This window comes from Shewanella inventionis (assembly GCF_019931735.1).
Classification (GTDB): Bacteria; Pseudomonadota; Gammaproteobacteria; order Enterobacterales; family Shewanellaceae; genus Shewanella; species Shewanella inventionis.
In genome coordinates this window covers 820,075-834,930 of record NZ_CP082926.1, presented here as the reverse complement: position 1 = coordinate 834,930, position 14,856 = coordinate 820,075, and the positions used below count along the sequence as shown (strand labels likewise).

Annotated in this window: 13 protein-coding genes; all 13 read right to left on the bottom strand. The window is 44.9% G+C overall.

Features of this window, described 5'->3' with window-relative positions:
• Positions 1-11: 11 nt before the first annotated feature.
• The gene (gene ftsA / locus K8B83_RS03925) at positions 12-1,247 is read right to left on the bottom strand and encodes a cell division protein FtsA (protein ID WP_188740328.1); all 1,236 of its coding nucleotides are present in this window, start codon (positions 1,245-1,247) and stop codon (positions 12-14) included.
• Positions 1,244-1,897, bottom strand: coding sequence for a cell division protein FtsQ/DivIB (locus tag K8B83_RS03920; protein ID WP_283104417.1), 654 nt, complete (start codon positions 1,895-1,897; stop codon positions 1,244-1,246). The genes ftsA and K8B83_RS03920 overlap by 4 nt, the downstream gene beginning before the upstream one ends.
• Positions 1,898-2,126: 229 nt before the next feature.
• The gene (gene murC, locus K8B83_RS03915; protein ID WP_188740330.1) at positions 2,127-3,593 is read right to left on the bottom strand and encodes a UDP-N-acetylmuramate--L-alanine ligase; all 1,467 of its coding nucleotides are present in this window, start codon (positions 3,591-3,593) and stop codon (positions 2,127-2,129) included.
• Between the two features lies 1 nt (position 3,594).
• Positions 3,595-4,698: an undecaprenyldiphospho-muramoylpentapeptide beta-N-acetylglucosaminyltransferase gene (gene murG / locus K8B83_RS03910; protein WP_223419186.1), complete on the bottom strand. Its 1,104-nt coding sequence runs from the start codon at positions 4,696-4,698 to the stop codon at positions 3,595-3,597.
• 14 nt (positions 4,699-4,712) lie between these two features.
• Positions 4,713-5,912: a cell division protein FtsW gene (gene ftsW / locus K8B83_RS03905; RefSeq protein ID WP_188740332.1), complete on the bottom strand. Its 1,200-nt coding sequence runs from the start codon at positions 5,910-5,912 to the stop codon at positions 4,713-4,715.
• Positions 5,902-7,224, bottom strand: coding sequence for a UDP-N-acetylmuramoyl-L-alanine--D-glutamate ligase (gene murD, locus K8B83_RS03900; protein WP_223419184.1), 1,323 nt, complete (start codon positions 7,222-7,224; stop codon positions 5,902-5,904). The genes ftsW and murD overlap by 11 nt, the downstream gene beginning before the upstream one ends.
• Before the next feature lie 22 nt (positions 7,225-7,246).
• On the bottom strand, positions 7,247-8,329 hold the full coding sequence (gene mraY, locus K8B83_RS03895) for a phospho-N-acetylmuramoyl-pentapeptide-transferase (RefSeq protein WP_188740334.1): 1,083 nt from the start codon (positions 8,327-8,329) through the stop codon (positions 7,247-7,249).
• Positions 8,330-9,703: a UDP-N-acetylmuramoyl-tripeptide--D-alanyl-D-alanine ligase gene (locus K8B83_RS03890; RefSeq protein ID WP_223419182.1), complete on the bottom strand. Its 1,374-nt coding sequence runs from the start codon at positions 9,701-9,703 to the stop codon at positions 8,330-8,332.
• Positions 9,700-11,193 (bottom strand): UDP-N-acetylmuramoyl-L-alanyl-D-glutamate--2,6-diaminopimelate ligase, encoded by a 1,494-nt coding sequence (gene murE / locus K8B83_RS03885; RefSeq protein ID WP_223420000.1) that lies wholly within the window; start codon positions 11,191-11,193, stop codon positions 9,700-9,702. Before murE ends, K8B83_RS03890 begins: the two co-directional genes overlap by 4 nt.
• Positions 11,177-12,925 (bottom strand): penicillin-binding transpeptidase domain-containing protein, encoded by a 1,749-nt coding sequence (locus K8B83_RS03880; protein ID WP_188740336.1) that lies wholly within the window; start codon positions 12,923-12,925, stop codon positions 11,177-11,179. Before K8B83_RS03880 ends, murE begins: the two co-directional genes overlap by 17 nt.
• A gap of 11 nt (positions 12,926-12,936) precedes the next feature.
• Entirely contained in the window at positions 12,937-13,251 is a 315-nt protein-coding gene (gene ftsL, locus K8B83_RS03875) for a cell division protein FtsL (RefSeq protein ID WP_188740337.1), read from the bottom strand.
• A 14-nt stretch (positions 13,252-13,265) separates the two neighbouring features.
• On the bottom strand, positions 13,266-14,207 hold the full coding sequence (gene rsmH / locus K8B83_RS03870) for a 16S rRNA (cytosine(1402)-N(4))-methyltransferase RsmH (protein ID WP_188740338.1): 942 nt from the start codon (positions 14,205-14,207) through the stop codon (positions 13,266-13,268).
• 23 nt (positions 14,208-14,230) lie between these two features.
• Complete coding sequence (mraZ, locus tag K8B83_RS03865) at positions 14,231-14,689, bottom strand: division/cell wall cluster transcriptional repressor MraZ (RefSeq protein ID WP_188740339.1); 459 nt, start codon at positions 14,687-14,689, stop codon at positions 14,231-14,233.
• Between the last annotated feature and the right edge of the window lie 167 nt (positions 14,690-14,856).

Here is a 14,856-nt window from a genome sequence, read left to right as displayed (position 1 = left end):
TGTCTGCGTTATTAAAATTCACCCTTAAACCAACTTTTGACCCGATTCAAAAAGCTGGTAACCCCTTGACGCTCAGGTCGTTCAAACTGACGTTCGATAACTCGCCTTGCGCCATAATGAAGCAAGCCTATTCCTGTTGAGTAAATAGGTTGATCCACATATTCGTACAATCCTTTAACTGGCAACGGCGATGCCACACGAACTGGCATACCAAATGTTGCCTCGGCAATGTCAACTGCACCTGATATGGAGGACGTACCTCCGGTGAGTACTATGCCTGCTGCAATTTGGTCTTCTAATCCACTATCTTGCAGCTGCTTGAGCACAAGCTCAAACAATTCTTGATATCTTGGCTCTACGACCTCGGCCAATGTATGTCTTGACATACTGCGTGAAGGGCGACCGCCTACTGACGGAACCTCGATGCTGTCTTCACGACTGACCGTTGAGCTTCTTGCACTGGCAAATTGCACTTTAATTTGCTCTGCATGTGTTAACGGTGTTCTAAAAATTTTAGCGATGTCACTGGTGACTTGGTTACCAGCCACCGGGATCACTGCACAATGTCGTAACGCGCCGTTGGTATATACAGCAATATCGGTTGTTCCACCACCAATATCGACAATGCATACGCCTAAATCTTTCTCGTCATTGGTCAATACCGAGTCAGCTGACGCTATCCCAGAAAAGACTAAGTCGTCGACTTTTAAACCACAACGCTCAACGCTTTTAGTGATGTTCTTTGCCATATCGTTAGCACAGGTCACAATGTGTGCTTTGGCTTCCATACGCATGCCCGACATACCAATTGGGCTTCTAATGCCATCTTGAACATCAATTGAGTATTCTTGTGGTAGCACGTGTAAAATACGACGCTCTGTCGGTATTTTTACCGAGCGAGCGGTATGGATTACATTATCTACGTCTTCTTGTGTGACTTCTTCGTCGTTAATGGACACCATGCCGTTTTCGTTTTGGCAAGCAATATGCTTACCCGAAATGCTTAAATACACAGACGACACTTGGCAGTCTGCCATTAACTCTGCCTGATCTAACGCTCGTTGAACACTGCGCACAATAGAGTCGAGATCGTTAACACCGCCTTTATCCATACCGCGTGACGGGTGGTTACCTAAACCAATGACACTAATCTCACCATCAGGTAATACTTCACCAATGATCACTGCGACCTTGGATGTCCCTATATCTAGCCCCACGATGAGGTTTCTTTCCTGATTTTTGGTCATTTATTGTCGACTCTCTGTTTTGAATCACCCCAGCCTACTGCAAACCCGGTATCGTAACGCAAATCAACGGTTGCAACTGGTTTATTACTTTGCTTCAAAGTAGGATACACGTTAATAAAGCGCTGTATCCGTGACATTTTATCTTCTCGCCCTAACTCAATTTCAATCCCGTTGGCTAATACTGCATGCCAGGCATAGCGGGGACTTAATCGTAAATTAACGAGGGTAAATCCGTTTATCGTCAGTAAATCATTTAACTGCTGAAAACTGGTTAATACTTCTTGTTCTGTTCCTTCCGGGCCAGATAGCATTGGCAAATTTTCGTGCTGCGCATGGGCTTGTGCATTAAAGACTTCACCATTCACATTCAACCATGCGCTATTATTCCAATGCGCTATTGCTTGCTGCTCTTGCAAAGTGACCTTAAATTTTGCAGGCCATTCTCGCCTTACAGAAGCATGATAAACCCACGGCAGCGCTTCTAATGCTTTTTGTACTTCAACAACATCTGCGCTAAAAAAGCTACTTTGCATTAACGATTGCAGCGCATTTTTAATCTCTTCATCAGTGGTGTAAATCCGCTCACCCTTAATGGCAACTGCTTCAATAGGCAGAGCATCTGCGTCATTAAGCAGGGTATGGAGCTGCATTCCAGCCCAAAAAACTGTGCCCAGCACACATAGTAAAAACAGCAAGCCGGTGCAAAAATACCAATTTACACGTGCTAGATTCTGTTTTAATTGGCGCCCTTTATCGCTCCACGACACCTTACATCCGCCTCTGACATAGTTCTGGGTGCTGCCCCAAAAGATCGGCCATTATATCGACCAATCCCTAATGATTAAAGCATGATTTCCACCCATGAAAATTGGTTGAAAATCAATCATTTCCTTGTTCTTCTTGCTGGGTTTTAAAGCCTAGTTCACTGAGCGCTAATTCTTTTGATAATGCTCCGATATTGCCTGCACCCTGGGTTAAAAATAAGTCACCTTGCTGCAATACATCCGGCAATACCGCTGCAAGTTGCTCTGGGCTAGCCACAAAAATGGGATCTATCTGACCGCGTAAACGAATTGAGCGACATAATGCCCGCCCATCAGCGCCAGGAATTGGGGCTTCACCCGCGGCGTAAACATCAAGAAGCAGTAAGCAATCAACTTGTGATAACACATCAACAAAGTCTTCATATAAATCGCGTGTTCGGCTGTAACGATGCGGCTGATACGCCATCACTAAGCGCTTATCTGGCCAACCTGCACGGGCTGCTTTAATTGTTGCTAGCACTTCACTTGGGTGGTGACCATAATCATCAACTAACATGACATTACCATTAGGAGTGGCAAATTCTCCTAAATGCTGGAAGCGGCGACCAATGCCTTCAAACTCAGCTAATGCTTGTACAATTGCTTCGTCGTCAATGTCGTCTTCAGTGGCTACGGCAATTGCAGCTAATGCATTGAGTACGTTATGTTGCCCTGGTAAATTAAGTACAATATCTAAATCATCTTTTGCATGGCGCTTTACTGTAAAACTTGACTGATGACCGTTTTGAGCAAAGTTAATTGCTTGCACATCAGCGTCTTCACTAAAACCATACGTGACAACTTGACGACCAATACGCGGCATAATGTCACGGATAACACCATCGTCAATACACATCACGGCAACACCGTAAAACGGTAAGTTGTGTAAAAAGTCGACAAAGGTGGTTTTTAACTTTTCAAAGTCACCACCATAAGTATCCATGTGATCAGCTTCAATATTGGTGATCACACTGACCATGGGCTGTAAATGCAAAAAGCTGGCATCACTTTCATCTGCTTCTGCAATCAAATAACGGCTAGTGCCTAAACGAGCATTGGTGCCTGCACTGTTTAGTAGCCCGCCAATCACAAATGTTGGATCGCGTTCAGCTTGACCATATACACTGGCAATTAAACTGGTGGTTGTGGTTTTACCATGAGTCCCAGCAATGGCTACGCCATGACGATAACGCATCAACTCAGCTAGCATTTCAGCACGGCGAACGATTGGAATGCGTAGCTCTTTTGCCGCAACAATCTCAGGGTTTTGCTGGTTAATTGCGGTAGAAACCACCACAACATCAACATTTTCAACACTCTGGGCCTGATGGCCAATAATAATTTTTGCACCTAAGCTATGTAGTCGTTCAGTCACGCTATTAACCGCAATGTCTGAACCACTGATTTGATAGCCTTCATTGACTAACACTTCGGCAATACCGCCCATGCCAGCACCACCGATGCCAACAAAATGAATGCGCTTGATCCGTCTCATTTCAGGGATCATGCTACGAAGTTGTGCGTATCTTTCTGTTTTTGTCATTTCAACCCTTTGTTGCAACTGAGGCACAAATATCTGCTACACGTTGAGTAGCATCTAACACTGCAACGCCTCTTGCTTTACGGCCCATCTGGGCGAGTTCTTCTCTATGTTCGGCAAACAGCTGCAATTTTTCAGCAAGATTGTCTGCATTTAAAATCGATTGTGGCAATAAAAAGCCTGCACCTGCATCAACCAGTACCGATGCGTTGACGGTTTGGTGGTCGTCAACAGCATGTGGGTAAGGCACTAAAATACTCGGGAGCCCTACCGCTGCAAGTTCTGATACCGTTAACGCACCAGAGCGACACACGACTACATCTGCCCATCGATAAGCGGCTTCCATATCGTCGATAAACTCGGCCACATTTACCGAGTCTAATTGCCCCAACTGTTGATAACTGGCTTTTACGGCAGTGTGATTGTTTTTACCCACCTGATGCCACACAGTTATTGAATGATGCTTACTTAAATGCGCCACAACAGACGGCATAACATCATTAAGCACTTTGGCACCTAAACTACCACCAACAACCAATATCCTTAACGCATCGACTTGTGCTGTTTTTGCGTGTTCGCCTAATGCAATAAGCTCTTGGCGAATGGGGTTACCCACCACTTCCACATTGGCGACATTATTGCCAAAGGTATTTGGAAATGCACACAACACTTTTTTAGCGATGTTAGACAGTAATTTGTTGGTCATTCCAGGGATGGCATTTTGCTCATGCAATACCACTGGCACACCCGACAGCTTACCCGCTACACCACCAGGGCCGCTTGCAAAGCCACCCATACCCAAAATAACATTGGGCTTAAAATCATTAATGACTGCTTTAGCCTGTATAATTGAGCGCACAATTTTAAACGGCGCTGCTAATTTTCTTATCAGGCCATTGCCACGCACACCTTTAATATCGATAAACTCAATATCAAACCCGTATTGAGGTACTAAGCGCGCTTCCATCCGATCGGCAGTGCCCAGCCAACGCACCTGCCAGCCTTTTTCAGCCAAATGTTTTGCCACTGCCAGCGCAGGAAATACATGCCCACCAGTGCCCCCTGCCATGATCAAAATGCGTGGAGAACGACTCACATTAGTATTCATTAATTTGTTCTCCCTTAGACGGCCTGCACAAAACTCAGTCGACGCTCGTAATCAATTCTCACCAAAAGCATTACTGCAGCGGTCATCACCCATAAACTACTGCCACCATAACTAATAAACGGCAATGTAAGCCCTTTTGTAGGCAACATACCAATACTGGCGCCCACATTTACAACCGTTTGAAAGCAGACCCAAATACCCACGCCATAGGCCACATAGCTTTCAAATGGGCGTTGCATCTTTAAACACAAATTACCTAATCTAATCGCGCGGATAGCCACAAAAAATAATGCAATTAGCACCATAATGATGCCTACAAAGCCAAGCTCTTCGCCTATGACAGCAAAAATAAAGTCGGTGTGTGCCTCAGGCAAATATGCCAACTTCTGAATGCTGTTTCCGAGACCTTGACCAAACCAATCGCCTCGACCATAAGCCATCAATGATTGCGTTAACTGATAACCGCTACCAAAAGGATCTTCCCATGGATCCATAAACGAGGTGACTCGTCGCATACGATAGGGTTCAAACAATACCAGCAGTATAAATGTCACTACGCCCAGTAGAACAAGAGCCATAAAGTCGATGATTCGGGCGCCCGCTAAAAACAATAAACTCACGGTGCAAACAAACAACACCACCACAGTACCTAAGTCCGGTTGTAATAAAATCAACACAGCAAATAGGCCGTATACTCCAATCGGTTTGTAGAATCCCTTACGGTTTTCACGTAATTCACCATGGCGCCGAACCAAATAACCTGCCATGTACACAATAAATACAAACTTGGCCATTTCAGCGACCTGAATACGAATAGGCCCAAGAGATAACCAACGCTTTGCACCATTTACTGAGGTACCAATAAACAACACGGCAACGAGTAAAACCAGTACGCCTAACATCAGCATGCCACTGTTTTTTTCCCAGTAACTGACATCAAACTTGAGCACAAAAAATGCAATAACAACACAGCCAACCAAATACAACACATGACGATACATAAAATAAAATGGATCGCCGGTCAGTTTGGTGGCTTCGGGCATCGACGCCGACATCACCATCACAAACCCAAAACACATCAAACCAATAATGGCGACAAGAAAACTGCGGTCATACAGCGGCATTCCTGGTTTGCTGTTATCCGACAACAATGACGGTAAAGCCCAATTCAAGCCTTGTTTAAACAGGTTGAGTTGTTGCTCGTTACTCGCCATCGGCTAACGACTCCACACATTGCTTAAAATCATCGCCACGGGCCATAAAGTTTTTATACATATCTAAACTTGCACACGCTGGTGATAACAATACAATATCGCCCGACGACGCTAACTCTGCGGCTTTAGCGACAGCTTCTGCCATGCTAGTGACCTGTATTGAATCCGCTTTTAACTTGGCAATTTTAGGACCATCACGGCCTAATGTTATCAGCTGAGTAATATTGGCTAAAGGCTCGGCAAGCGGGCTAAAATCGCTGCCTTTACCGTCTCCGCCAGCAATTAAATACAAATCACCAAGATGCGCATTCAACCCTTCTAATGCCGCGACGGTCGCCCCAACGTTCGTGGCTTTAGAATCATTGATGTAAGAAACACCTTGTTTAACACCCACCAACTCACAACGATGGCTTAAGCCAACAAAATGCTTTGCAACCTCAACCATCGATTCTTTATCTACACCACAGGCATAAGCTAGCGACATAGCAGCAAGTAAATTAGCGTGGTTATGGCTGCCAATTAATGAGACATCGATTAAATTCACTATCTCACTGTCGCCATGGAAAATCTTGCCATCACTTAGCCCCCAAGCGTCGCCTTCTGGCACACCTAAACTAAAATGGTTTTGATTCCTTGGTTCTAATGGATACGTCAACTCATCGTCTAGGTTGTACATGACAAACCGGCTTTGCGGATACAGACGTAACTTAGCTTCGCGATACGAATTTAAATCACTGTAACGGTCCATATGATCTTCACTGATGTTCAAACACGTGGCCGCAATACAATTTAACGAATGCGTTGTTTCAAGCTGAAAACTTGATAGTTCAAGCACATAAAACTCTACATCTTGCTCAAGCAAATCTAATGCCGGTGTACCAATATTGCCGCCAATCGCCACCGACATACCTGCCTGACGTAGCATTTCATAAACCAATGTTGTCACCGTTGATTTACCATTTGAGCCGGTAATTCCAACAACACAAGGCTTGCGTTCGGCCACTTCACGAGCAAATAGCTCCACATCGCCAATCACTTCAATCCCCATGTCTAGTGCGGCGCGCACTTCAGGGGTATCAATCGGTACACCAGGACTAATAATAATTTGGCTTGCTTGCACCAAATAGCGACAATCGAAGCCACCGGCAATTAATTCGATATCTGCAAACTCTTGTGCCAGTGTCTCTGCCCCTGGAGGATGACGACGACTGTCCATCACTAATGGCTTAATGCCCTTGGTGGCTAAAAAACGCACGACCGAAAGCCCTGTGGCTCCCAAGCCTAAAACGATGTGCGTGTACTTAGATTGCATAATATCTACCTTAAATAATTGCTTAGCGTAGTTTCAGCGTCGCAAGACCTAATAACACTAAAAACAATGAAATAATCCAAAAGCGCACAATCACTCGTGGCTCTGGCCATCCCTTTAACTCATAATGATGGTGTATTGGCGCCATGCGGAAAATACGTTGGCCACGCAATTTATATGAGCCGACCTGTAAGATCACCGATACGGTTTCCATTACAAAGACACCGCCCATTATCACCAACAAAATCTCTTGGCGAACAAGAATGGCTATAACACCTAATGCCGCACCTAAGGCCAATGAACCTACATCACCCATGAACACTTGCGCTGGGTAAGTGTTAAACCATAAAAAGCCTAAGCCAGCACCAACCATTGCAGTACATACAATCACTAGCTCACCCGCTAACGGTAAATGCGGTAAATGCAAATAACTGGCAAATTGCGCATGCCCAGACAAATACGCAATTAACGCAAATGCAGCAGCCACCATCACGGTAGGCATAATCGCTAAACCATCTAAACCATCGGTTAAGTTTACCGCATTACTCGCACCAACAATGGTGAAGTAAGCCAGCAAAATAAACATAAAGCCGAGTTGCGGCATCACATCTTTAAAAAACGGCACCACTAACTGTGTCTCGCCACTTATTGTCGAAGAACTGTATAAAAATATCGCTACCACTAGGGCCGCAATAGACTGTAAGGCATATTTCCAGCGTGCAATCAGTCCTTTAGAATCTTTTTTCACCACTTTACGGTAGTCATCAATAAAACCGATAACCCCAAAACTGCCTAAAACAAAGAGTGTCACTAATACATAACGATTAGATAAATCACCCCATAACAGCACACTGATAAAAATGCCTGCCAGAATAAGAATACCGCCCATGGTTGGCGTGCCACGCTTACTAAAATGCGACTCTGGACCATCATTGCGAACAACCTGGCCAATTTGCAGCATTTGTAAACGCTTAATTAAAATGGGGCCCCACCACAAACTAAACACTAATGCAGTCAACAAGCCCAAAATAGCTCGAAACGTTACGTATGAAAAAACGTTAAACCCGCTATAAAATTGGGTTAAATACTCGGCTAGATAAACCAGCATCTACACTAACTCCCCACGCCCATAGGCATTTAATAAACTGTCGACAACCCGCTCCATCGCGGCGCTGCGAGAACCTTTAACTAAAATAGTGATACTAGCTTCAACCTCTTTAAGGTGCTGTTGTAGTGCCGCTATCAATGTGTCTTGTGTTGAAAAATGCTCGCTACCAAATGCCTCACTGGCATGCACAGATAGTTGGCCGCAACAAAATAAACCTTCTATTGCTGCATTTTTCGCCTGCAAACCAACGCTGGCATGCAAAGGGGCAGCATTGTCGCCTAATTCGCCCAAATCTCCCAGCACTAAACAACGAAAACCTTCACGTTGTTGCAACCAATTGATGGCAGCACTGACAGACGAAGGATTTGCGTTATAACTATCATCAATTAATAGGATCCGCCCAAGATTATGGGGTTGCATACGCCCTTTAACCGGTTTAAGTAATGCAAAGCCTTGTGCAATGTAAGCGAGAGGAATATCAAGTGCTAAACACAACGACGCTGCGGCCAAGGCATTACTCACTTGATGTAATCCGGCCAGCGGTAATTGCACCCTCGCGTGCTGATTGTTAAACGTTAAAGTGAAATGGTAACAGCCATTCTGATCGGCGTTGATATCAATGGCTTTCACATCTGCCACCACACCTTCTTGACGAGAGAAAAGCAGCTGATTATGCCCCTGTGATTGCTGTTGCATGTATGGAGCATATTTATCGTCGGCATTGATAACCGCGGTGCCATTTTTAGCTAAATGATTAAATATTTCAGACTTAGCCTTGGCCACGCCATCAAGGGAGCCAAAACCTTCTAAGTGCGCACTACCAATATTGTTGACTAATGCCACTTGTGGCTGCACTAATGACGAAGTGTAATCGATTTCACCACTGTGATTGGCGCCTAGCTCAAACACGCCATATTTATCACCTTCGGTTAGGCGTAATAATGTTAACGGCACACCAATTTCATTATTAAAATTACCCGCTGTAAAAAGCACTTGGTGTTGCTGCGATAAAATCGTCGCCACCATTTCTTTTACGCTGGTTTTCCCGTTAGACCCTGTTAGTGCAATACTGATAGGGTTAACCAATTGACGCACCAAAGCCCCAATACTGCCCATGGCTTTTTGTGTGTCGGCTACCACGATTTGTGCAACATCAAATGGCAAAACGTGGTCAACCAACAACGCAACTGCACCGTTCTCAATGGCGGTGCTAGCAAAATCATGGCCATCAAAACGCTCACCCTTTAGGGCAACAAATAAACACTGACCGTCTATTTTGCGGCTATCTGTACTTACAGCGGCAATCATTTGGTCATTACCCACTAAAGCACCTTGTAAATGCTCGGTAATTTGGGTTAACGATAAGCTAATCATAATGCGTCCTTAGACAAAGCAAGTGCTAAAGCGCGTTCATCATAATCGATACGTTGGCCTGCAACTTCTTGATAGGTTTCATGGCCTTTACCTGCAAGTAAAACAATATCGTCAGGTTGTGCCAATGCTGCAACCTGAGTAATGGCACTAATACGGTCAACATGGGTCAGCGCTTTTTGTGGCTGGCTAATGCCTTGTAAGATGTCATCAATAATGGCTTGCGGATCTTCGCTGCGAGCATTGTCGCTAGTAATCATCACTTTGTCGGCATAGCGCTCAGCGGCTTGTGCCATTAACGGCCGTTTGCCTTTATCACGATCGCCACCACAACCAAACACACACCATAACGTGCCTTTGCAATGTACGCGCAATGCTTTTAACGCTTGCTCAATGGCATCTGGCGTATGCGCATAATCAACAACCAGTGTGGCTTTATTTGGCGCAGAAAAACGCTCCATTCTGCCGGCTACTGGCACGATAGTTGGCATTACAGCTAACATTGCTGTCATCGACATGCCCTGTAAATACAAGGCAGCAATGGCAGCGACTAAGTTAGATAAGTTAAACGCACCCAACAAAGGCGACTCGATTTGGGCTGATAATGTTGTTTGGCCATTTAATGCGGGATAATGTAACGTCGCGCTAACACCCGCGTCATGGTAATTCACCTTGGTACAATAAAAATCTGCACTCGTATCGCCAAGAGCACTAAATGAATAAATTTGTCGGCCAGCTAACTCAGCAAACCATTTAGCACCTGTTGTATCGTCGATGTTGATCACACCGTGTTTTACGCTAGGAAAATGAAATAAACGTTTTTTCGCTGCGGCATAAGCGTCCATATCACCATGATAATCAAGATGATCGCGGCTTAAATTGGTAAAGACAGCCGTCGCAAAAGGCACCGCTTCTACACGTCCTTGCACCAAGCCATGGCTAGAAACTTCCATCGCGCATACTTTTACGCCTTGGGCATTAAACTCAGCTAATTGCTTCATCACAGTTATGGCGTCAGCCGTGGTGTTACCGCTGTCGACCAACTTACCCCAAACACCGTTGCCTAATGTCCCCATAACAGCAGATTGATGGCCGAGTAAATTGACAATTTGCGCAATAATTTGCGTAACAGATGTTTTACCGTTAGTACCTGTTACACCAATTAACGCTAGCGTATGGGTGTGCGCTTCGTAAAACTGAGCAGCCACAGCCGACAGTTGCCGTGTTAACTGAAAAAAATGCACCAATGGCACTTTATATTGTTGTAAATCAACAACACCGTGCTCACTTGGGTTATCTGTATGTACCAATATGGCAGCTGCACCAGCAGCAACCGCTTGCGGAATAAACTGACGCCCATCCACCTTATAACCAGGTAATGCCACAAATAGCCCATCAGCTTTAACACTGCGGCTATCGAGGGTTAAGTCGTTAATAAACTCTGAACCGGCATAATGAAACCACGGTGCTAATAAATCATTTAATAACATTATGCTGCGCTCCTTGCGCAGTAGCTAAATGAATAGCCTCACGCTCTGAAATTGGCTCAACGTTCAGCATTTGCAATGCCCCAGACATAATTTTGGCAAAAGCAGGCCCCGCAACATCACCACCGTAGTACTTGTCACCTTTTGGCTCATTTATCACCACCGAAATGGCTAAACGAGGATTATGAACCGGCGCAACACCAGCAAATAAACCAACATAATCATCGCCATACCCACCAGCAACAGCCTTACGGCTAGTACCGGTTTTACCCGCTACAGGATAGCCGTCAATGTGGGCCTTTCTGGCGGTGCCACCCTCTTCGGTTACTCCTACAAGCATTTGCATAACATCTTGAGCAACCTGAGTTGAAATGACTTGCTCGCCTTTAGGAGCCTGTTTGAGTTTTAAAATTGATACTGGGTACAAAATACCGCCACTACCTAACGTGGCATACATGCGAGCAATTTGCAGTGGTGTTGCTGTAAAGCCGTAACCAAACGACAGTGTTGCTCGCTCAAAGTCAGACCAACGATTACGATCATGAATTAACCCAGCGCTTTCTCCAGTTAAATTGATGCCCGAATAGTTACCCAACCCCATAGATTGATAAGTCCCTAACAGCTGCTGCACAGGCATAGACAACGCCAATTTACTGATACCGACGTTACTTGATTTAACAAGGATTTTGGCTAACGACATGTCACCGTAATTGTTAGAGTCGCGCACTTGACGCCCGCCAATGCGCATCCAGCCAGGTGAGGTTTGAATAAGCTCATTTGCTTTAACTGTGCCCGCTTCTAATGCAGCAGCCACAACAAAAGGCTTAACCGTTGAGCCAGGTTCAAAGGTGTCGGTTAACGCGCGGTTACGCATACGATGTGTTTGTAAATTATCGCGCGCATTGGGGTTATATGATGGCGTATTTGCCATCGCCAATACTTCACCGGTATGCACATCAATCACCACTACAGAACCCGATGTTGCTTGGTACATTTCAGTGGCTCGCTTTAGTTCACGATAGGCCAACTGCTGAATGCGTTGATCGATACTTAACACCAAGTCATTAGAGCTCTCACCTTCTTGAACAATATCTAAACGCTCAACCACATTACCATCACGAGATTTACGTACCTTTTGTTTAGATGGCGTGCCCGTTAGCCAAGTGTTGTAAGTATTTTCAATCCCCTCAATACCCACATCATCAATGTTAGTAATACCGATTAATTGCGCGGCAATTTCGCCACTAGGATAATAACGACGCGACTCAGATTTAAGATAAATGCCGCCAATTTTAAGCTGTTCAATATAATCAGCTACGGCAGGAGTGACTTGACGCTTTAGATAAACAAAACGCTTTTTAGGGTTTCCCTTTACTTTACGAACCAGCTCGTCAACAGGCTCTTGCAACACGTCGGCCAACGCTTGCCAGCGACGCATGTCTTTAAATGCATTTTGATCATGAGCATGTTTAGGGTCGGCCCACACCGCACGCACAGGCACACTCACCGCGAGCATGTCACCATTACGATCGGTAATTAGCCCTCGTTGTACTTGATTACTGGTGGTGCGCAAAGTACGCATATCACTTTCTTGACGCAGTTTGTCTGGCTCAATAATCTGAATATAGGCCGCACGAGCAATCAAACTACAAAATAATAACAACACAAACCCCACCACAACGTATAAACGCCATGGGATCAGTTCGTGATTTAATTTTCGTTTTGCTTGTCTTGCCATAATCCCTATGCTCACTGAACTCGAATAATAATTTCGTCTTTGGGCAGCGGCCGAGCCATATTCAGTTCTTTGGTCGCCATTCGCGTCACACGGCTGTGTTCAGACTGCGATTGCTCTTCTAATAATAAATTGCGCCATTCAATATCTAACCTGTCTTGCTCTTGCAGCAATTGGTCCCATTGCGAAGTCAATTGCCGAGTGACATGGCTGGTATAAACCACCACAACCCCATTTGCCATCACTAACGCACCAAGCAGAACAACCCACTTATGACGCCAAAGGTCTTGCAACACTATGCGAGGTAAACTTAATGGTGATTGGCTCACATTAACCTCGAAACTTAGTAATCTAAGCGCTCTGCAACTCTTAATACCGAGCTGCGGGCACGTGGATTTTGTTCTAGTTCTGCCTCTGAAGGTTTCATCGCTTTACCAACAGCTTTTAACTTACGCGACTTGTTAATTTCAGCTTCTGTAATAGGTAATCCATGTGGCACGCTTTCGCCTTGACTATGACGACGAATAAAACGTTTCACCATGCGATCTTCTAAAGAGTGAAAACTGATCACTGATAAGCGCCCTTCTGGAGCCAACACAGTTAATGCCCCCTCAAGCGCCTGATCTATCTGCTCCAACTCGCTATTGATATAAATTCGAATCGCCTGAAACACACGCGTTGCTGGATGCTTGTTACGTTCTTTATTCTTAGTAATTCGTGCAATTAAATCGGCCAATTCTTTGGTGCGTAAAAACGGTGTTTTTTCACGATCGGCAGCAATGCAGCGGGCAATATGGCGAGCATTTTTTTCTTCACCATAGGTTTTAAATACCCATGCCATGTCTTCCACTTCTGCGCGTGCAATCCACTGAGCAGCCGTTTGACCTTGGCTGTTATCCATACGCATATCTAATGGGCCGTCACGTAAAAAGCTAAAACCACGTTCGGCATCATCTAACTGCGGAGACGACACGCCTAAATCTAATAACACACCGTTAATTTTGCCGGTTAATCCTAACTCGCCAACATATTCAGCTAATTGCCCAAAACCACCATGCACAATTTGAAACCGCGGATCATCAGCAAATTGCTTAGCAGCCTCAATGGCTTGAGGGTCACGATCGATTGCAATTAAGCGGCCGTTTTCGCCCAAATGGCTCAACACATGTCGAGAATGCCCACCACGACCAAACGTGCCATCAATATAAATGCCGTCACGTTGGATATTGAGACCATCTACGGTCTCATTAAGTAATACTGATAAATGGGCAAACTCTTGGCTCATTGGTTTTTTAACCTTTTTGGTCACTACAGTGAAAAGTTGGCCAGGCGTTCATTGCTGGCTAAATCTTGGCTTTGGATCAGGCTATTACCGTCATCCATTTGTTGCTGCCAAGCTGACTCTTCCCATAATTCAAATTTATTCAGTAAGCCCACCAGCATGGTTTTCTTTTCTAAACTGGCAAAACTTCGTAATGCCGGCGGGATAACAATGCGCCCGTGGCTGTCTAGCTCACAATCTTGTGCGTGACCCAGTAATTTTCGTTTAAAGGAGCGTTCAAGCGGATCGGTATCAGAAAGCAGCCTTAGCTTTGCTTCTATCTGCTCCCATTCATGTAATGGGTAAATCAACAAACAGGCAGATTCAATATCAACAGTAATGATCACAGTACCGGCATGTTCTGCACGCAAAGCATCACGGTATCTCGCAGGTATTGCGATCCGTCCTTTAGCGTCCATGTTAATTGCACTGGCACCCCGAAACACCCTATTACACCTCTTTTGTTAGCATTTGATCCACAATGATCCACTTTTTCCCACAAATGCTAAGTTTAGGGACTCTATGCAAGTGTTGTCAAGGGATGGACTGATATATTAAATCCAGACGCCAAGCGGGTTAGCAGCAAATTGATCTAAAACAGGATGAATAACAA